The sequence below is a fragment of the Streptomyces sp. NPDC021020 genome, assembly GCF_044333285.1.
In the GTDB taxonomy this organism is placed as follows: domain Bacteria; phylum Actinomycetota; class Actinomycetes; order Streptomycetales; family Streptomycetaceae; genus Actinacidiphila.
Window position 1 is genome coordinate 140,794 of sequence record NZ_JBIRQQ010000016.1, and the last position, 19,606, is coordinate 160,399.

Annotated in this window: 17 protein-coding genes; 13 read left to right on the plus strand and 4 right to left on the minus strand. The window is 71.4% G+C overall.

Features of this window, described 5'->3' with window-relative positions; translation table 11 throughout:
- Positions 1 to 364 precede the first annotated feature (364 nt).
- The 13 genes from ACH4SL_RS35425 (at position 365) to ACH4SL_RS35485 (ending at position 15,074) form a co-directional block, all read left to right on the plus strand.
- Positions 365 to 556: an aroma-sacti cluster domain-containing protein gene (locus ACH4SL_RS35425; protein WP_398453907.1), complete on the plus strand. Its 192-nt coding sequence runs from the start codon at positions 365 to 367 to the stop codon at positions 554 to 556.
- 2 nt (positions 557 to 558) lie between these two features.
- The gene (locus ACH4SL_RS35430; RefSeq protein WP_398453950.1) at positions 559 to 2,325 is read left to right on the plus strand and encodes a BTAD domain-containing putative transcriptional regulator; all 1,767 of its coding nucleotides are present in this window, start codon (positions 559 to 561) and stop codon (positions 2,323 to 2,325) included.
- Between the two features lie 50 nt (positions 2,326 to 2,375).
- Positions 2,376 to 2,516 (plus strand): hypothetical protein, encoded by a 141-nt coding sequence (locus ACH4SL_RS35435; protein ID WP_398453909.1) that lies wholly within the window; start codon positions 2,376 to 2,378, stop codon positions 2,514 to 2,516.
- A 107-nt stretch (positions 2,517 to 2,623) separates the two neighbouring features.
- Complete coding sequence (locus tag ACH4SL_RS35440; protein WP_398453911.1) at positions 2,624 to 4,753, plus strand: glycosyltransferase; 2,130 nt, start codon at positions 2,624 to 2,626, stop codon at positions 4,751 to 4,753.
- The gene (locus ACH4SL_RS35445; protein WP_398453914.1) at positions 4,750 to 5,961 is read left to right on the plus strand and encodes a radical SAM protein; all 1,212 of its coding nucleotides are present in this window, start codon (positions 4,750 to 4,752) and stop codon (positions 5,959 to 5,961) included. The genes ACH4SL_RS35440 and ACH4SL_RS35445 overlap by 4 nt, the downstream gene beginning before the upstream one ends.
- The gene (locus ACH4SL_RS35450) at positions 5,958 to 6,860 is read left to right on the plus strand and encodes a DUF6895 family protein (protein WP_398453917.1); all 903 of its coding nucleotides are present in this window, start codon (positions 5,958 to 5,960) and stop codon (positions 6,858 to 6,860) included. The genes ACH4SL_RS35445 and ACH4SL_RS35450 overlap by 4 nt, the downstream gene beginning before the upstream one ends.
- Positions 6,857 to 8,254: an MFS transporter gene (locus ACH4SL_RS35455; RefSeq protein WP_398453919.1), complete on the plus strand. Its 1,398-nt coding sequence runs from the start codon at positions 6,857 to 6,859 to the stop codon at positions 8,252 to 8,254. Before ACH4SL_RS35450 ends, ACH4SL_RS35455 begins: the two co-directional genes overlap by 4 nt.
- Positions 8,251 to 11,550 (plus strand): ATP-binding protein, encoded by a 3,300-nt coding sequence (locus ACH4SL_RS35460; protein WP_398453922.1) that lies wholly within the window; start codon positions 8,251 to 8,253, stop codon positions 11,548 to 11,550. The genes ACH4SL_RS35455 and ACH4SL_RS35460 overlap by 4 nt, the downstream gene beginning before the upstream one ends.
- On the plus strand, positions 11,543 to 12,427 hold the full coding sequence (locus tag ACH4SL_RS35465; RefSeq protein ID WP_398453924.1) for a S8 family serine peptidase: 885 nt from the start codon (positions 11,543 to 11,545) through the stop codon (positions 12,425 to 12,427). The genes ACH4SL_RS35460 and ACH4SL_RS35465 overlap by 8 nt, the downstream gene beginning before the upstream one ends.
- Positions 12,417 to 13,067 carry a GAF domain-containing protein gene (locus tag ACH4SL_RS35470; protein WP_398453926.1) on the plus strand — a complete coding sequence of 217 codons (651 nt, stop codon included), beginning with the start codon at positions 12,417 to 12,419 and terminating at the stop codon, positions 13,065 to 13,067. The genes ACH4SL_RS35465 and ACH4SL_RS35470 overlap by 11 nt, the downstream gene beginning before the upstream one ends.
- A complete protein-coding gene (locus tag ACH4SL_RS35475; RefSeq protein ID WP_398453929.1) occupies positions 13,060 to 14,160 on the plus strand; it encodes a RimK family alpha-L-glutamate ligase in 1,101 nt (366 codons plus the stop codon). The genes ACH4SL_RS35470 and ACH4SL_RS35475 overlap by 8 nt, the downstream gene beginning before the upstream one ends.
- Before the next feature lie 258 nt (positions 14,161 to 14,418).
- Complete coding sequence (locus ACH4SL_RS35480; RefSeq protein WP_398453931.1) at positions 14,419 to 14,685, plus strand: hypothetical protein; 267 nt, start codon at positions 14,419 to 14,421, stop codon at positions 14,683 to 14,685.
- Positions 14,682 to 15,074 (plus strand): twitching motility protein PilT, encoded by a 393-nt coding sequence (locus tag ACH4SL_RS35485; protein WP_398453933.1) that lies wholly within the window; start codon positions 14,682 to 14,684, stop codon positions 15,072 to 15,074. The genes ACH4SL_RS35480 and ACH4SL_RS35485 overlap by 4 nt, the downstream gene beginning before the upstream one ends.
- Before the next feature lie 32 nt (positions 15,075 to 15,106).
- Here ACH4SL_RS35485 and ACH4SL_RS35490 read toward each other — a convergent pair whose 3' ends face one another.
- The 4 genes from ACH4SL_RS35490 to ACH4SL_RS35505 form a co-directional block, all read right to left on the minus strand.
- Complete coding sequence (locus ACH4SL_RS35490) at positions 15,107 to 15,925, minus strand: transposase (RefSeq protein WP_398453935.1); 819 nt, start codon at positions 15,923 to 15,925, stop codon at positions 15,107 to 15,109.
- Positions 15,926 to 16,332: 407 nt separating this feature from the next.
- A complete protein-coding gene (locus ACH4SL_RS35495) occupies positions 16,333 to 16,608 on the minus strand; it encodes a transposase (RefSeq protein WP_398453937.1) in 276 nt (91 codons plus the stop codon).
- A gap of 249 nt (positions 16,609 to 16,857) precedes the next feature.
- Positions 16,858 to 17,832 (minus strand): WD40 repeat domain-containing protein, encoded by a 975-nt coding sequence (locus ACH4SL_RS35500; protein ID WP_398453939.1) that lies wholly within the window; start codon positions 17,830 to 17,832, stop codon positions 16,858 to 16,860.
- Between the two features lie 461 nt (positions 17,833 to 18,293).
- The coding region (locus ACH4SL_RS35505) for a hypothetical protein (protein WP_398453941.1) at positions 18,294 to 19,606 on the minus strand (1,313 nt) is incomplete at its 5' end.

A 19,606-nucleotide genomic window follows, 5' to 3' on the forward strand; every position in this document is an offset into this window, starting at 1 on the left:
CCCGCCCCTCTCCGACCCTCCTCGCATCCTCCCACCGCCCCGACCGGGCCTCGACAGACGTTCGCGCACCCCCGCCGGACCGGCGCGGGTGCTTTGCACCGGTTCACGTCGTCGGGGTTCGCCTCTTGCCACCACCCCGGATTCGACGTCAGCATGAACGCGTCACGATTCTGTTACGTGCCGTGGTGAAAGCGGAACATCGTGGGAAAGGGGCGCCACCGCCCGAGGCCGCGCCTGCGCATGCCTCGGCGTGCCGGGGTCCGACCCTCCGGGGGACCGGTCGGCGTCCGGGAACTGCCCGTCCGCGAACGTACTTTGAGCTGGCTCCGTACATGACATGCCGACATACGAACTGGAGGCAACCATGGACTTCGATCCCCTCGCGTCCCTGCGGCAGGCCGGCAACCCGGTCGATCTGCTGAGTGACGCACAGCGCGATGTGCTGGCGCAGCTCACGGAGGACGAGGTCGCCGTCCTCAACTCCGTGAAAACGAGGCTGGACGCGGTCGCGGACGCCGAGGTCGAGGGTCACTCCACCGCCATCAAGCTGGCGTGACGATGGGCGTGAGCTTCGGGATCCTCGGCCCGTTACAGGTGCTCCGGGACGGCTTCCCGGTGGACCCCGGGTCGAGGAAGCAGCAGACTCTGCTCGCCACCCTGCTGGCCCACGCCAACGCGCGGGTCTCGTCGGATGTGCTGGTCGAGGCGCTGTGGGCGGACGATCCACCGCGGACGGCCCGCAAGAACATCCAGGTGTACGTGTCCGCGCTGCGGAGACTGCTGGACGGGGGGTCGGATTCGAGGATCGTCCATCAGCGCGGTGGCTACCTGCTCCAGGCAACCGCCGACGAACTGGACGCGCTCGCCTTCCTGCAGCGGGCCCGGGTCGGCTCGCTGACCGAGGCGCTGGACCTGTGGCGCGGGCCGGCGCTGGACGGGTTCCGCGGCGTGCCGCTGATCGGGGATGCCGCGCGGCGGCTGGAGCGGCGGTTCCTGGAGGTCTCGGAGGACTGGGCGGAGGCGGAGATCGCGGCGGGCGGCGGGGCCGCGGCCATCGAGCGGCTCACCGAGATCGCGCAGCTCCATCCGCTGCGGGAGCGCCTGCGGATGGCGCAGATGACGGCGCTGTGCCGGGCAGGACGGCGCTCCGAGGCGCTGGCGGTGTACGACGACCTGCGCCAGGCCCTCGCCCGTGAGCTGGGGCTGCCGCCGAGCCCGGCGCTGGGGCGGTTCTACCAGTCGCTGCTGCGCGAGCAGGAGGACGCCGACTCCCGGTCCCCGGCGCCGCACCGGGGGCGGGCGCACGCGCCGAACCTGCTGCCGTGGGATCTGCCGAACCTCACGGGGCGGGAGTCGGAGGCCGACGAGGTGGCGGACGTGCTGGTCCGGGGGCGCAGCGGGCCGGTGGTGGTGAGCGGCCCGCTCGGCGCCGGGAAGACGGCGCTCGCGATACGGGTGGCGCACCGGCTCGGCGACCACTTCTCGGACGGCCGCTTCTTCGTCCGGCTGCGCGGCGAGGACGGCAGGTTGCGGCCGTTGGAGGACGCGGTGTCCCAGCTGCCGTTCGCCAGGGCGAGGACGCCCGGGCGGGCAGACCCGCTGCGGGAGTGGCGGACGTGGCTCTCCCAGCGCCGGGCGCTGGTCGTCCTCGACGACGCCCGGCGGGAGTCCGAGGTCCGTCCGCTGCTGCCGGAGACCGGGGAGAGCGCGGTCATCGTCACGGCCCGGTCGGCGCTGACCGGTCTGGAGGGCGCGTACCGGATCCGGCTCTCCACCTTCACCCCGGCCGAGGCGCTGCAGTTCCTCGGGCGGGTGATCGGTACGGAGCGGGTCACCGCGGACCGGGAGTCCGCCGAACGTGTGGTCGCGGCGTGCGGGCTGTCGCCGCTCGGGGTGCGGCTGGCGGCGGAACGGATGGCGTTCCTGCGCCATGTGCCGCTGCGCGAGTACGCGGCCCGGATCGCGGATCCCGGCGGTCTGGTCGACGAGCTGTGCGGGAGCGATCCGGCGGTCCGCTCCCGGCTGACCGAGGCCATCGGGGATCTGCCGGGACCCGCGCACCGGGCGGTGTTCCGGCTGGGCACCCTGACGGAGCCCGTGTTCACGCTCCGGCAGGCGGCCGCGGTCCTGGAGGCCGAGACCGGTACGGCGATACGGCTGCTGGAGACGCTGCTGGAGGCCGGGATCCTCACCGTCGTCGGCGGGGAGGGGGCCGCGGACACCGTCCGGTACGAAATGCCGCGGCTGCCCTTCGCCGTGTTCGTGAGCGGGCGTCATACCGTTTTCGAACCGGTGGAAAGTCGTTTGTATACCGAGGCCTCCTAGCTTCTTCCTGGGGCGGTGTCGCGGATGCCGCCGAAGCGAAGGAGGACAGCATGCCCGAGGAAGTGAACCCCGAGTCTGCCGAGACCGAGGCCACCGAGACCGAGGAGGTCGAGGTCGTCGCCCACGAGATGGGTGAGGACGGGCTTGTCGAGCCCGACTGGTGCGTCACGAACAACAGCTCCGAGCTCTGACCGACTGGTGACCCGGCTTCCGGCGGCGACCGCCGCCGGCCGGGTGGCCCCTGGGGTGCGTTCCGCACGTTCCGAGCGCACCCCAACCGCGGCGGCCGGGAGGGCCCATGAACATCCTGCTGTGCCCGCACAGCAGCGGCGGCTATCTGTACCCGGCGCTCGCGGCCGGGCGCCGGCTGCAGCAGCGGGGCCATCGGGTGAGCGTGCTCGGACGCGCGGCGGCCGGTCCCGTCGCCGCCGAGGCCGGGCTGCCGTTCGCGGCGGCGGAGGACTTCGGCGCAGGGCGGGCCTTCTCGCCCACCTGGTGGGGGACCACCGGCCTTGAGCAGTACCGGGCGGTCACCCGCGCCGCCCGGCAGTCGGGGGCCGACCTGCTGGTCACCTCGGTTCTCTGCAACGGGCCGCTGGCGGCGGCCGAGGTACTGGACATCCCCGTGGTGGTGATCGGGTTCTCGGTCCATCTGTGGGACTACCGGTCCGGCGGCGCCGGCGAGCCGCAGTGGGGACGGCCCCGGGACAACCGGACCGCCGAGATGCTGCGGTGGTACGCCGACACCCGCGAGCAGGCGGGCCTGGCCGCGCGCCCCTCCCGGTGGGCGGACAGCCCGCTGCCGGGCGACGCGCTCCTGCTGCGCGGCGACCCGCTGCTGGAGCACCCCGGCGCGGTGCTGCCCGCGCGAGTGCACCAGGTCGGGCCGCTGGCCTGGGAGCCCGCCGCCGCCCCGGCCGAAGTCGAAGCCGTACGGGCGCATCTGGCGCGCACCGGCAAGCCCGTCGTCTACGTGCACCTGGGCCGCTTCTTCGGGGGCAAGAACCCATGGCCGCGCCTCAACGCCCTCTTCACCGGCGGCCGGTTCCAGGCCGTGGTCGAGCAGGGCCGTTCGACGGACCCGCGGCCTGCTCCCGGGGCGGACATCCTGCCGGTGCGCAAGCCGTGGATGGGACCGCTGATCGACTCGGCCGGACTGGTGCTGACCAGCGGCACCAGCGCTCCCGTCCTGGCCGCGCTGCTGCGCCGGCGCCCGCTGGCCGTCTCGCCCAACGGCTCCGAGCAGCCACTGCTGTCCGGGGCCTGCCTGCGCGCGGGCGTGGCCGCGTACCTGCCGAACCGTGATCTGCCGGACAGGGCCGACCCCGCCGACGTGCTCGCCGCGGCCTGGGAGGACGAGGGCCTGCGGGAACGGGCACGCGCTCTCGGCAGCAGGCTGGCCGCGGGAGACAGCGCGGGACGTGCGGCCGACGTCATCGAGCAGGTGGCTCGTCAGTCCCCGACCACGAGGGAGACCATGGGCACGCGGAGAACCGATCAGGCCCCGGTCGGGCAGCTGGCCCGGGGCACCCTGGAGTGGATACGTGTCCACGCCGGCTACCTCGACTCACCCGCCGGCCGCGCGGAACTGCCGGTCACCCCGCGGGTCAAGGCGCTGCTGCAGCTCGCTCTGCTCTGCCGCTACTGGGCGAAGGCCGCACCGGCGGACCCGGGGCTGCACGAGGTGCGGGCGACCGTGGAATCCGCCTGGCGCTCACCCGCGTACGCGGGTCTGCTCACCGCTGACCCGGACTACGCGCGGCCGATCCAGCTGACGTACGCGGCGCTCGCTCCCACGGACGGGAGCCTGCGGCGCGCGGTACTGGAGCGGATCGCCGCCGAGGGGTATCTGACACCGCGCAGGAAGACGCCGTACCACCAGCTGTCCACCCGCTTCTTCGCCGATCTCGCGGGCGCCGCCCACGAGCTGGATTCGTACCAGGCGCTGTACCGGGCCAGTCAGCTCGCCCGGTATCTGTCCGGGCAGCGGGCGGACGATCCGGATCCGTGCGTCGCCGCGCACACCGCGTTCTACCTCACCGACTTCGGCTTCCGGGAATCCCTCCTGGGGGAGGACGCCCGCGAGCACGCCCGGCGGGTGCTGCACCGGTTCGTCGAGCAGTCCGTGCTGCGGGGGGAGTGGGACCTGGCCGGGAAGCTCGTGCTCGCCCAGCACTGCCTCGGTGGCGACCCGGTGCGCAACGAGGCGGCCGCGCTGCGGATGCTCGCCGGTGCGCAGACGGCCGACGGGGCGATTCCGGGACGGACCGCCGCGGGGCGGGCGACGGCGGGAGGCACCGCGTTCTTCCGGGCGGCCTATCAGACGACCCTGGTGACAGCGATGACCGCACTGATCATCTCCCACCGCCGAGCGGACGACACCGGTCCGGCCGGGCGGACCCCGGAACCGTGGGGGGCCGCGCGGTGACCGCCGTACGGACCGTCCCCGTGCAGACCGGCGGCGCCCGCATTCTCCGCGGCAGCCGCAACTGGTGGTTTCTCGCCCCGAACGGCGCCGTCGCCCGGCTCCGCGACGGGCATCTGACGGCCGGCGGCACGCTGCGGCCGGACACCGAGCGGCAGTTGCGCGAGCGCGGGCTTCTCGGCGGCGCCCCGCTGCCGCGCACCTACTCCCTCACCGTGCTGACCAGCACCCAGTGCAATCTCGGCTGCGGATACTGCTTCCAGAACACCGGCCAGGACGCGGACCCCGACCGCGGCAGCCGCCCACCGCGGATCGCCCGGGCGCGGCTGACCGCACCGACCATCACGTCGATCCTCGGCTTCGCCGAGCGGCAGATGGCCGCGGCCGGGCTGGAGAAGCTCCGGATCATGCTCTTCGGCGGCGAACCGCTGCTCAACCCGCGCGGCTGCCTGGAACTGCTGCGCCGGGCCGCCGACACCGTCGGCCCCACCTCCGCCTGGATGATCTCCAACGCGACGCTGCTCACCCCGCGGCTGGCAGGCGAGCTGGCGGAACTGGGGCTCGACCACGTCCAGGTCACCTTCGACGGTGACCGCCCCGACCACGACCGGATCCGCATCCGGCGGGCGGAGGGCGGGGGTACGTTCGACACCATCGTCCGCAACATCGCGGGGGCCTGCGCGGACACCACGATCAGCTGGACCCTGCGGGTGAACGTCTCCCAGGAGACGCTCGGCGGCGTCGACACGCTGGTCGACCGGCTCGCCGCGAAGCTCGACGCCTCCCGCTGCACGCTGTACTTCGCCCCGGTCGGTGACGTCGGCGTCGGCTTCACCAACGAGCTGCTCTACACCGGCGAGCTGTCGGCACGCTTCGGCCGCTGGCAGCGCAGAGCGCTCGAACTCGGCTTCCGGGTGGCCCGGCCGCAGGCCCGCCGGCCGTGCGCCACGTGCGGTTACCGCGACGGGCGGTACGGCGCGGTGGTCAGCGCCGACGGCACGCTGGCGAGCTGCTGGGAGACGGCGGGACGGCCCGACTGGGAGGTCGGCACCGTGACCGGGGGCTATCTGCCGGACACCGTGACCCGGGAGCGCTGGGTCGGCTGCCAGGACCTCTACCGGCAGAACGAGAACGAGCGGACCCGTGCGGCGTTCCGTGACGCCGTGGACGCGGCGCTGCTCGACCACCTGGACGAGACGGGGCGCCTGTGAGCGTAGCGGCGGATCTTGAACAGCTGTCCGCGGGCACCCTGGGGTGGGTGGTCGAGAACCTGGACTACTTCGACCCGTTCGGGGCGGACGCCCGCACCCCGGGCCTCGGCCGGGCGAAGGCCGCGCTGGAGCTGGCGCTGCTGTGCCACTGCTGGTCCCGGCAAGACGGTCACGACGCCCGGCTGGACAAGGCGAACGCCCTGCTCCGCACGGTATGGCGGCATCCCGGCTTCCCGGGCCTCCTCACCGCCGAGCCCGAGGCCGCCGCCGTCTACCGGCTGGTGGCCGCCGCGCTGGCGCCGCACGGGGTGGACCCCTGGACCGGCGGTGCGCCGCCGACGCCCGAGGACCTGACACCGGAGGGGCTGCTGCCGTACCGGCGGCTGGAGCTGCGCTTCTACGCGGACAAGGCGGGGGTTCACCACACGATCGAGCCGTACGAGGACCTGGTCGGGAAGAACGTACTCGTCACGCTGCCGGCCGCCCCCGCGGGCCGGCCGCCCGAGCCCCCGGTCACGATCCCCCGCGCGTACGCGCTGACCCACTCCGCGTCGTACCTCAGCGACTTCGGCCGCACCGCCCCGGGGCTCACCCCTGACGCCCTGACCGCCGCTGCCGACCTGCTGGACCGGCAGTTGGAGCACTGCGTCCGGCACAGCTGGTGGGATCTGGCCGCGGAACTGGTCACCGCCCGGCACTGCCTGGGCGGCAGGCCGCTCGACACCGCCGTGGGCGCGGCAGCGGTGCGCTGTCTGGCCGACGCCCAACTGCCCGGCGGGGCACTTCCCGGACGGACGGCTGCCGACCGGGACGACGTGTCCGGCCCCCTCCTCTTCGCGAAGGCCTACCACACGACCTTGGTGACGGCGCTGATGACCGTACTGGTGGGTGTCCGATGAGGGCGCGGCTGGTACTGATCAGTCCCAGCTACACCCGGCTGTGGCTCGGGCAGGCCGTGTCGACCGTCGGCGACGCCGTGTTCAGCACGACTCTGGTGCTGTGGGTGGCCACGGTGCTGGCCAAGGGCGAACCGTGGGCGCCGCAGGCGGTCAGCGGGGTGCTGCTGGCCGGCGGTGTCGCCGTGATGTTCGTCGGGCCCCTCGCGGGTGTCTTCGTGGACCGCTGGAACAAGCGCGCCACCATGCTCGGCACCGAGGTGCTCCGCGGGACGATCGTGGCGATGCTGACCGCGGTGTCGCTGCTGCCGGTCCACGCGATGCCGGTCGCCGTGTGGCTGACGCTGATCTACGTGTCGGTGCTGGTGCTCAACTCGACGGGGCAGTTCTTCACTCCGGCGCGTTTCGCGGTCATCGCGGACATGGTGTCGGGGGAGGCCGATCGGGCCCGTGCGGCGGGCATCGCGCAGGCGACGGCCCAGACCGCGTGGATCATCGGGCCGCCACTGGCCGCGCCGCTGCTCTTCACCGTGGGGCTGGAGTGGGCGCTGCTGCTCAACGCGGTGTCGTACCTCGTGTCGTACCTCGCGATCCGGTCGGTGGACATCCCGGAACCGGCCGCCGCGTCCGCACCGGAGAGGGAGCCGCGGGCCGCCGACGCCCCGGAGGCCGCCGCTGCCCCCGAAGCCGGGAAGAGCAGGAAACGTACCGGCCTGCTGACCGAGTTCCGGGCCGGGCTGAGCTTCTTCGCCCGCAGCAGGTTCCTGGTCGCGCTGCTGGCGCTGGCCGTCATCGGGCAGCTCGGGATGGGCGCCCTCAGCACGCTGAACGTCTTCTTCGTCACCGGGAATCTGCACGGCTCCGCGGAGCAGTTCGGCTACTTCGGCATGGCCATGGGCTTCGGCGGCATCGCCGGCGCGCTGTGCGCGGGCCGGGCGGTGAAGCTGATCGGCGCCCGCCGGACCACCTGGATCGGCCTGCTGGTCACCGGCACGCTGCTGTTCGTCTACTCGCGGCAGGACAACGTCGTCGCCGGCCTCCTCCTGATGCTGACGTTCGCGATCCCGCTCACCGCGCTGAACACCGCGATGTCCCCGCTGCTCCTCGCGGCGACCACCCGGGAGTTCCGCGGCCGGGTCGTCGCCGTGTTCTACCCGATGACCCGGCTGTCCTCGCTGCTGGCCGCGGCCCTGTCGGGCTGGCTGGCCGGCGGCGGACTCCCGCACTTCGGCCGCACGGTCGCGGGCATGCACTTCACACCCGTCGACACCATCATCGCGGGGGCCGGTGTGCTCGTCGTGGCCGCCGGTGTCTACGCCCGGATCGCCCTTCCCGACACCGAAGCCGCACCGGCCCCGGCGCCCGAACCGGTGCCGGCCGGGCAGGCCGGCCCGTGAACTGCGCCGCCTGCGGGCGCACCCCTGCCGACTCCGACCGCTTCTGCGCCGGCTGCGGGGCGGCGCTGGCCGTCGACGCGCCGCGGCGGGAGACCCGTAAGCGGGTGTCCATGCTCTTCATGGACCTCGTCGGCTCGACGGCTCTCGCGGAGCGGCTGGACCCCGAGCCGCTGCGGCAGGTCATGGACCGGTACTTCGCCAGCTGCGGGGCGTGCATCGCCGAACACGGCGGGGCGGTCGAGAAGTTCATCGGCGACGCGATCCTCGCGGCCTTCGGCGCCACCGTGGCGCACGAGGACGACACGCTGCGCGCGGCGCGGGCGGCCACCGAAGCACTCGCGGCGCTCGAAGGGCTCAGCGCGGAACTCAGCGCCGACTACGGGGTGCGGCTCCAGGCGCGCGCCGGGATCTGCACGGGTGACGTCGTGGTGGTCTCGACCGTCGGTGACGACTTCCGGGTGATCGGGGATTCGGTCAACACCGCCAGCAGGCTGCAGACGGCTGCCCGGCCGGGCGAGGTGCTGCTCTGCGCCGACACCGCGGCGGTGGTACGGGGACGCATCGGCGTCGAACCGGTCGCGCCGCTGCGGCTGAAGGGGAAAGCCCACATGGTGCCGGCCTGGCGGATCACCGACCGGTCGCCCGTCGAGGACGACCCCCTGCCGGCGGCCCCGTTCATCGGCCGGGACGAGGAGCGGGAGGAGCTGGAGCACCGGTTCCGGCGGGCCCGGCAGCACAGGCACGTGTGCCTCGCGACGGTCGTCGGCGAACCCGGGATCGGCAAATCGCGGCTCGTACGGCAGTTCCTCGCCGAACTGCCGGAAGGAGCCGCGACCGTACTCACCGGGCACTGCTCGCCGTACGGCAGGGGTATCACGTACCAGCCGCTGGCCGAGATGCTCGGGTCCTTCCCCGGGGGATGGCCGGAGCTGGTCCGGCGGGTGGAGGCCGATACCGGTGGGGGACGCGGGACGGCGCGGGGCCTGGCGGTGCGCGCCCTCGGGGCGGTCCTCGCCCGGGAGGGCGGGGACGGGGACAGCACCGGCCGGGACGGCCGGCCCGGCCACGTCGGCGTCGAGGACATCGCCTGCGCGGTCCGGCACCTCCTGGAGGTGCTCGGCCGCGAGCAGCCCGTGATCATGGTCTGGGAGGACCTCCACTGGGCCGAGCCCACCCTCCTCGACCTCATCGACGACATCGCGACCTGGCTGCAGGACGTCCCGGTCCTGCTGCTCTGCGTGGCCCGCCACGAGCTGCTCGACCTGCGCGGTTCCTGGGGCGGCAGGAACCCGCGGGCCGCGACGCTGGAACTCGGGCCGCTGACGGACGAGGAGACGGCGGAGCTGGTCGGCCGGCTGGCGCCGCGCAACGATCCGCACCCCCGTGACCGACCGGACCTCCTGCGCCGGGTCGCCGCCCTCTGCGACGGCAACCCGCTCTTCGCCGAGCAGCTCCTGGACCTCTTCGCCGAGACCAGCCCCGGCACCCACATCCCGCCCACCACCCAGGCGATGCTGGGAGCACGGCTGGACCAGCTGCCCGGCACCGAGCGCACCCTGCTGGAGATGGCCGGCGTGATCGGCCACGAGTTCACCCCGGAACTGCTCCGGGCGATGGCCGGCACGGACGGGATCGGCGACACCGCGACCGACGGCTACGTGGCGCGGCTCACCCAGCGGCGGATCTTCGAACGCGGGTCCGCCGGAACCTTCCGGTTCACCCAGACCCTGCTCCGCGACACGGCGTACGAGTTCATTCCCAAGAGCCGCCGCGAGCAGTGGCACGGCTTTCTGGCCGACCTGCTCGCCGACGAGCGGCCGCCCGACGCCATGGCGGTGGCGGTCCACGTCGAAGCCGGCAGCCAGCTGCGCCGGCAGCTGCGGCCCGGCGACCGGCGCCTGCCGCGCCTGGCCGGGGTCGCCGCGGACACGCTGATCCGGGAGGGGATGAGCGCGCTCGCCCGCAAGGACCTCCCCGCGGCGGTCCAACTGCTGGAACGCGGCCGGGATCTGCTGGCACCCGGTGACCGCCGGCACACCCCCCTGGCCCTGAACATCTGCGACGCCGGCATCTGGCTCCAGGACGAGCAGCGCTGCCACAGCGCGCTGGCCGCCGCGGAGGCCGCCCAGCCGGACGACCCCGCCGCCGCGGCCACCCGCGCGATCCAGCGCGGCATCGTCGCGCTCCGGCTCGGCCTCACCCCGCCCGCGGTGGTGGCGGAGCAGACGGCGGAGATCGCCGCGGAACTCGACCCCGGGGACGACCTCAGCTGGTGCCGGCTGCACCAGCTCCAGGCCTACGTCGAACTCACCGCGGAGCGCGCGGCCTCGGCGGAGAAGCTGATCGGCCGCGGGCTGGACCGGGCGCGGGCGCTGAACGACGGCTACCAGCAGGACCTGCTGCTGTGCGCCCGCTGCGAGCTGGCGCAGTGGTCGCCGACACCTGTCGCCACGGGCCTCGACCTGTGCACCCTGCTCTCCGAACGGTTCGCGGCCGCACGGGTGCTGCTGATGCCCGTACTGGTGACGCGGGCGCGGCTGCAGGCACTCGGCGGGGACATCACCGGGGCCAGGCGCACGCTGGCCGAGGCGCTCGCGTATGCCAGGGACGTCCATCTCGACCTGGCCGACGCGGTGGTGCTGGACGCCTCCGGCTACGTGGAGTCCCTCGCCGGCGAGCACGGGGTGGCGGAGGCCCGCTACCGGCAGAGCCTGGGCGTGCTCCGCTCGGCGGAGAAGGCCCCCGACACCCGGGGCACGGAGATCGCGATAGCCAGGGAGCTCTTCGCCCAGGGCAGGCTCGCCGCCGCGGCGAGCGCCCTCGACCGGACGGGCACCGCGGGCACGGAGGGGACGGGCGCCACGGACCGGACCGGCACCGCGGGCGCGGAGGGGACGGGCGCCACGGACCGGACCGGCACCGCGGGCACCGCGGGCACCGCGGGCACGGAGGGCGCGGAGGGCGTGGGCAGCGGCGACGTGGCCCCGGGCCCCCGTACGCGGATCGCCTCCGCCGCGCTGCGTGCCCGGATCGCCTCGGCCCGGGGCGCCCACGACGACGCCCTCGCCGAGGCCACCGCCGCCTGCGCGCTCGCCGCCCGCTCGGACGACCTCGCCCTGGCCGGTGAGACGTTCTTCGACCTGGCGATCGTTCTCCGGGCCGCCGGCGCGACCGGCCGGGCAACCGAGGAAGCCGCCACCGCCCTCGGGAAGTTCGAGGCGAAGGGCGCCGCGCTACCGGCGGCCCGGGTGCGGGACTGGCTCACCGCCAGGAAGGAAGGAGGGACCGTTGACTGACACCGGCACACCGTGGCGCAGGCCGCCGCGCGATCACTTCCCGGGCGTCCCGGCATGGAGCATGCCCGTCTCCGCGATGCCGGAGGAGCGGTTCGACGTCAGCTCCCTCGGGACGGTCACCCCCGAGTGGGCCTGGGGCGGAGCGGACGGCTCCGGGATCCGGGTGTGCCTGCTCGACAGCGGCGTCGAGGCCGACCATCCCCTGGTCGGCGGCCTGGACGGCGCCGTGGACGTGATCGCCGACGAGGACGGCGGCCTCAAGGTCGTACCGACGGAGCCGGTGGACAACGCGGGGCACGGCACAGCCTGCGCGAGCGTGATCCGTTCGGTGGCCCCCGCCGCCCTGCTCACCTCCGTACGCGTGCTGTCCAGCGGCAAGACCGGCAGCGGCGCCGCCCTGCTGACGGGGTTGGGCTGGGCCGTCGAGCAGGGCTTCGACGTCATCAACATGAGCCTGTCGACCACGCGTACCGACTTCCGCGCCGCCCTGCGCGACCTCGCGGACTCCGCCTACTTCCGGCGCTGTGTGATCGTCGCGTCCGCCCACAACATGCCCGTGCACAGCTACCCGTGGCGCTTCCCCTCGGTCATCTCCGTCGCCAGCCACGACAACCCCGACCCGATGACCTACTACTACAACCCCGCGCCACCGGTCGAGTTCTACGCCCGCGGTGTCCGCGTACCGGTCGCCGGACTCGGCGGCCGGCGGATCCTCACCACCGGGAACAGCTTCGCGACCCCGCACATCGCGGGCATCTGCGCGCTGATCCTCAGCAAGCACCGCTGGCTCACCCCGTTCCAGCTGAAGTCCGTCCTCTACCTGGCCGCCGAGAACGTAGCCGTACCCGATGGAGATGGAGGCGCGCGTGTCGACTGATGTACGGGAAAGCGCGGGTATCCCGCAGCGCAGACTGCTGCAGTCCATCGTGGAAGTCGCCCGCAGCGTCTTCGGCGCGGCGGCCACCTCCGTGATGCTGGTGGACCCGAGCAACGGGGACCTGGTCTTCGAGGCGGTGGCGGGCGAGGGCGAGCGCCACCTGCTGGGCTCGCGTTTCCCCGGCGGCACGGGGATCGCCGGGTGGGCGATGGTGTCCGGGCAACCGCTGGTGGTGGACGACGTCACGGACAACCCCCAGTTCGCCCGCGACGCGGCGGAATCCACGGGCTACGTGCCGCGCAGCATCATGGCCGCGCCGCTGATCTGCGACGGCGACTGCATCGGTGTGCTGGAGGTACTGGACCGGGACAGCCGCCCGCGCTCCGACCTCGGGGACATGGCCTCCCTCGGCCTGCTCGCGATCGAGATGGCCACCGTCCTGGACCTGATCGTCCAGCTCCGCAGGAGCGAGGCGGAGCAAGCCGCCGCGCCGAACGCCGGGCCCGACCTGTCGCCCCTGCTGCAACGGGTGGCGGAACGGCTGCCGCGGGCCGACGAGAAGGTGAGCGCGACGGTCACCCGGCTGCTGATGATGGCCGACGACCTGCTCGCCGACGCGCTCGCCGACGGCGATGGCTGACGGCCCCCAGGACTTCCTCTCCCAGCTGACATCCCCCGACCGCACCCTCGACGTACGGCCGCGGACCGAGCCGGCCGTCGTCCTGCTCAGCCGGGCCTGCGACGCGGATCTCGACGCGGTCCAGGGCCTGCTCGTCGGCGCGGGGATCCGGACGGCGCGGCTGAACGCCGACGAAGTCGCGGACACCGGCCTCACGGTGGATCCGCAGCGGCGCGCGGCCCGTCTGCACGGGCGCTGGCTGACGCCGACCGTGACATGGATCAGGCACTTCTCCCCCACCGCGATCGAGGGCACGGGGGATCCCGCGCGGACCGCGTTCCTGCGGGAGTCCTGGCAGGCGGCAGCGGTCTCGCTGGCCGGTGTCTCCGGGACGAGCCTGCTCGCGTCCGCGCCGGCGCCACTGGCCCAGCTGGACTTCGCCCGGCGGCACGGGGTGGCGGTGCCGCGCACCCTGGTGACCACCGAACCGCACCGCGCCTTCACGGAATTCGGCTGCCCGCGGCTGGTGGTCAAGGCCGCACACCGGCACTTCGTCGAACCGGAACCCGGCCGGCTGCGCGGCATATTCCCCGTCGTCGTCGAACAGCACACGCCGTCCACCGGCCTGGGCCCACCGGTCATCGTGCAGGAGTACGTGGAGCACGAGGCGGAGCTGAGGGTCTACTACGTCGCCGGTCAGCTCTACGCGTTCCGGATCGACAAGGGCTCGGCCGCCGCACTCTGGCTGGCACCCGACACCGTGGGCGTCAGCCCCGTGCCCCCACCTCCGTCCGTGGCCGAGGCCACCACCCGCCTCGCCACCGCGATGTCCCTCCACTACGGCGCCTTCGACTTCCTCCTCCGCGCGGGAACCCCGGTCTTCCTCGAGGTCAACCCGGACGGCGACTGGCGCTGGGCAGAACGCAAGTCCCACACCACCCCGGTGACCGCGGCGGTCTCCGCCATGCTCGCAACCCTCCACCGCACCGCGCCGGATCGTCAGGCCCCTCCACCACCACCCGGCACACCGACGGCGAATACCCACGAGACGCCCCCCGCCGGAACGACACCCAGCCCCGGCGCCACCAAGGCGAACCCCGCGGCAGGACCCTAGCCACGACCGTTCCCCTCCACCCCGAACCCAGCCCCCGGCACACCAACGGAACCGCCCCCCACCCAGGCCGACCCCACCTGACCTGCACGTTTGCATACGGCGCTGCCCACGCCACGGGCAGCCGCTACGCGTTGAAGCGGAACATCGAGCGCAGGACTGCCACCTGCGCAAACGCCCTACAACAGGTCCGCATCCAGCACGAACCCAGCAAGCGTCGATCACCACCACACCCAGGCCATACCTTGGTATGGTGGTTATATGGCAACCAAGAAGGTAACCATCACGCTCGACGAATCCCTCGTTGAGGCCCTGGCCGACGCCGCCGCAGAGGAAGGCATCCCGGTCTCCCGGCTCGTCGCGAGCGCGGCCGAGCGAGAGTTGCGACTGCGAGCCGGCCGGGCCGTGGTCCAGGAATGGCAGACCGAACACGGGAGCTTCACCCCCGAGGAAGTGGCCTCCGCCCGGGCCGAAATGGCCGCCGCCGACGCCGAAGCCCTTGGCGGTCCGGAGGCTTCGGCCGCGTGAACATCCCCTATCTGTACGACGCGGGGGCGCTCATCGCCATCGACAACAACGACCGCCGAATGTGGGCCCGCCACCACCTCGCCCTCGAAGACGGCCGCGACATCCACATCCCCGCCGTCGTCGTCAGCCAGGCCTGGCGCGACTCCCGCCGCCAGGTCCGGCTCGGCAAGTTCCTCACCGGCTGCCGCATCGAGCCCGTGCGCCTCGAAACGGCCGAAGCAGCCGGCATCCTCTGCGGCAAAGCCCGCACCTCGGACGTCGTCGACGCCACCGTCGCCGTCATGGCCGCCGGCCTCGGCGCCATCATCTGGACCTCCGACCCCGACGACATCCACGCCCTGATCGACGCCCAGGACACCAAACCCGCCCCCGTCATTCGCACCGTCTGAACCCAGCAACAGAACGGCAGCGATCTTCCGGCTCAGAGCCCCTGAGCGATTCCGTCGGGGATCTTGATCGGGCTACGTGCCCTGCTGCCACCAGCATTCCCACGGAAGTCCCTGGGAGTCGAGGTGCTGCTGGAAGGCGGTGAGCCTTCGGGGGCTCGGGTTGCGTGAGTACGTAGCGAGTCGTTGACGGGTTGATGGCGATGGCGACGGCGGTGAGGACGTGCTGAACGTGGGTCTTCGCATGTCCGTGGTAGCGGCCGCCGGGCCCGGTGGGTGTTGGCGAGTTCGTGGACGGTGCCCTCGACGCCGGAACGCATGCCGTAGCGGCGCCTCCAGCCACTGTCCTGCTGGTCAGCGCGGTTGCGTTGCTGTTGCTCGTGGAGGTGTTGCGGCAGGAAGTTGACGGTGCGTCCGGAGACTCCGCGCGTACAGCGGGGCTTCTGGCTGCACGGGTTGCACTGTTCGGGTCGGAAACGGGCGACGGCGTAAGGGGCCACAGCGGGTGCGGAGACCCAGGTGCGGGTGGCCTGTCCGGCGGGGCAGGTCACGGTGCGGGCGTCGAAGTCGATCGTGAAGTCGTCGCGGGCGAATCCGGTAGGAGCCTTCTTCTGCCAGGCACCACTTGCCTTGACCGGTCCGACGAGTCGACACCGAAGACGCCGTGCGAGTGGTGGAGTTGTTCGACGGACAGGTAGCCGCCGCCGACCAGGTGCTCGGCCGGCAGGAGACTGCGGCGATCGAGCCGGTCGTGGATGCCGGGGCAGGGCCTGGGGGTCGCGAACCGGTCCGGTGGTGGCGATGTCCGTGATCAGGTTGGCCGGCCCGTCGTCCTGGGTCTCGGTCACGTGCACGAGGTAGCCGGCCCAGCGGTGCTGCCCCTGATGACCCGGCGGGCTTCGGTGTCGTAGGGCGAGGCCAGGCGCCGGGCTCCTTTCGGCACCTGTCTGCCGGGCGCCGGGGCCGCATCCGGCCGGCAGGGTCGATAAGGAAGTTCTGCATGAGCATGCGGCGCGGGACGTCCGCGCGGGCCCGGAGGGGGCCAGCCGCGGTGAGGCGTTCTAGGAGGAGGCGGGGCATCCTGGCCGGCTTCGCCCAGCTTGCCCACGGGTCGGCTGGGCTGGGCCGGAAGCTTGACCGGACGACCGTAGCGGGCTGCCCATCCTGGTCGACCAGACCGTCCAGGACCTCCGGAGCGTGCACAGCAGTCTCCTCCAGGGCTGCCCGTACCGCTTCCAGCACCATCTCCAGCCGGGTCAGGTCACAGGCCGCGGACCAGATGTGGGTGGAGTCGGTCCGCTGCCTGCCCCGCTCGACCAGCAACCCGGCCGACCGCAAACGGTCCAGCGCCAACGGCAGGAGGGCGTCGGCACGATCGGTCCGTGCAGAGCCGGTCACGGAAATCCGACAGAATGCTGTGATGGAATCCGGGATCTTCCAACTCCATGGCCAAGGCGTACTTGAAGTCGATCCTGCACCGCACCGCTTCAGCGACCTGACGGTCCGACAGGTTCAACAGGAACTGCAGCACCAACACCGTCGCCAACCGTGCCGGCGAGAACCCCGGACGACCATTCTTCGGATGTCAGGCGGCGAAGTCCTCGTCTCGCCACAGACCGTCGAGGCAGTCCCGCACCCACATCGCCGTCGCACCCGCCGGATTGCTCGCCCTCGCCACCCGAGCCGTCAACTCAGGCACCACCACAGCCACACGAGGACGAACCGACATGCCACCACCCGGGGAACGAGACGCTCGACTCACCTCATCGCAGTCATTCCGTTAGGACTATCGTGCGGGAACTTCTCCGCCGGGGTGACACAGAATCAACTTTCCATCGATGGTCCCAGACGCGACGGTCAACAGACCGTCCACGTCATCTACCGCGGTGACTGAGTACCCGGGTGTGCTGGCGTCGAGTAGTCGACCGGACATTGCCTCCCATCGTCTCATGCAGTTGTCACTTCCAGCCGAGAGGATCTGACAAATGCCGTCGACGTACACCGTGGAAATCTGAGCGATGCCGGCTCCCACGCGGTGCGTGTCACCGATTTTTTCGCCAGTTAGAGCGTCCCATCGACTGATCTCACCTTCGGAGCCCGTGGTAATGAGCATCGTTCCTGAACTCGCGATGTTCACCGAGGCTATCTGCCGGACAGGGCCGTCAAAGGATTGGATGGGATCGCCGATGGGTTCACCAGACACAGCGTCCCAACGACGAATCACGCCCGCATCGTCCCCCGATACAATCATCGTTCCCTGGGCAGAAATGGGAGCCAGAGCAACGGATTTCACGCTGATTGCGTGACCCTCCAGGGGACTACCCACCGACTCGGCGGTCGCCGGATCCCAACGATGTACCGACCCATCGTATCCAGCAGCCACGACAATCTCCTGGCCGCTGGAGAGGATTCCCGAGTCCACACCCCACACCGCCGTTTCCCGAAGAGGGAAACTCGACAGTTGCTCCCCGGTCCTGGCGTCGAACCGCTCAGCCCCGTCCTCATGCCCAACGATCAAAATGGATCGACCGCCCCGTGAACTGATCACAGATGTGGCGTAGCAAAAATATTCTCCGCCATCATAGCTCCAGCCCCTCTGACCGGTTCTCACATCCCAGGCCGCGATCTCGTCGCCACCACCGAACGAAGAGATCACAACAGTCCGATTCCGTTCATCCCTGAAGGCAACGAGCGGCCACACCGCGTAGTCGTCTTCAACGACAGTGATAATTCTGAATGGGTCCCACTCGCCCTCAGACAACAGACTCTCCGATCATCACACCTTGATGTGCCCCAATTCGAAACCACCTCACGGCACACTGTCGCTTTTATATTCTATACCACAGAAGCAACGGCCACCACCGGGCACTGAGGGCCGAATTTCTACTCCACTTCCTCTTCTCCTGTAATTATCTCACTCCCCATTTGTATACCCGTGAGTTCTCCATTTTGCAGAAGGTTGTACACCACCTTGGAGGGGGTCAGCTTCGTCCCCTGCGCAGTCCGGGCCTCCTTTGTAGAAGGACATGACAGCGGACGTTCTACCGCGGCACGGCAGATCGGGCGGACTAGGAGATTGGCCAACACCTCGCCTGAAGCTGTCACCGACATGTTCTTCACGTGGGGCTCAGGCGACTGCCAGCGCGTCGCCAGCGCCGGCCTCACGAAGTACTTTGGGAGACGGAGCCGTCCGGTCCCTCTTCTTCGGTGATCGTGAGGCCGTCACGCCACCTGGTCGGTGTGGATGTTGCCTACGTAGCGCCGCAAGGCGTCCATGCTGTGGAAGACGCGGTAGTCGCTCGCCTCCAAGGCGGCCTGCTCGTCCGGGGTGGTCTCCAGGACCAGGACGACGGGGTCGCCCACCTCCTCCTGGAGGCTCTGGGGCCAGAAGGCTGTGGCCACGAGTACGGGGCTCCCGGGTACGAGGTTGGTCACCTCGCTGTCCAGTTCCGGTTCGGCGAAGCCCTGCTGATGCAGGTCCTCCAGGAGTTGAGCCAGGCCCGGCATGTCCTCGTCGGTGGCAGTGGCCGGGTCAGGAGCGGCGGCCGGCCTGAGGATCGACGCGTCGGCGGGCGCGGCCAGGCCGACGGGCGACGGCCCTTCGAGCAGTGTACTGAGGAAGCTGTTCGCGGCCTCGGCGAGGAGTTCGCGCCGGGCGGCGAGGAACGCGGAGTAGGCGTCGATGTGCCACAGCTCCGGATCGGTGGGTACCCACTGCGATTCGAGGGCGCCCGGAATCTTCTGGGCGACCTCCGGGAGGTAGTCCTCGGGCCGCTTGGCGCTGATCTGCAGGTTCGTGTCCTGGGTGATGAAGCAGAAATTGGCGACGGCGTTGACCTCGGCCCTGCTGTAACCGTGCTTGTAGAGAAGGGCCTTGGGGAAGACGTGATGCACTTGGAGGGAGCTGAGCTTTCCGAGCATGCCGGCCTTGAGGGGGACGCCGCTGTCCAGGTCCTGTGCACCGTGGACGCGGGACAGCATGTAGAGCAGCGGGTAGAAGCGGGATCCCATGCTGGATGCCTGGAAGTCGTCGGGGCGGACCTCCAGTCGGCCGCCGCGTGCTTGCCTCAGCGTCTCGATGAGCCGGTCGACGCCTCCGGCGTCGACTGCCTCGAGGTCTTGGTTGAGGGCGGTCTCTGTGGCGCCGGTGTGCCGACCCCAGAGGAAGCTGTGAATGAACCAGTAGAAGAGCCGGTCGCGGGTCATGGCGTCGGGGAACTTGCCGGAGTGGTGGTGCAGCAGACGGCTCATGACGGGGAAGGCGGCCCTGCCGTTCAGCACCCGTCCGTGGTCGAGACCGAGGCGGCCGCCGAGGGCGTTGAGCATGTAACTGACGGACTCGATGGTCTGTTTCAGGCCCGTCTGGAATTCTGCGACCTCGATGTCGCCCAGTTTCGAGAACTGGGCCTCTCCGGTCAGGACGGCGTTGACGTTGCGCAGTACTGAACTTGAATGCGTGATGTCGGTCAGCCGTCCATGATCAGGCCGGTGCCGGCGAGGCAGCTGTTGACCAGGTCGGGGTGGTGCTGGATCTG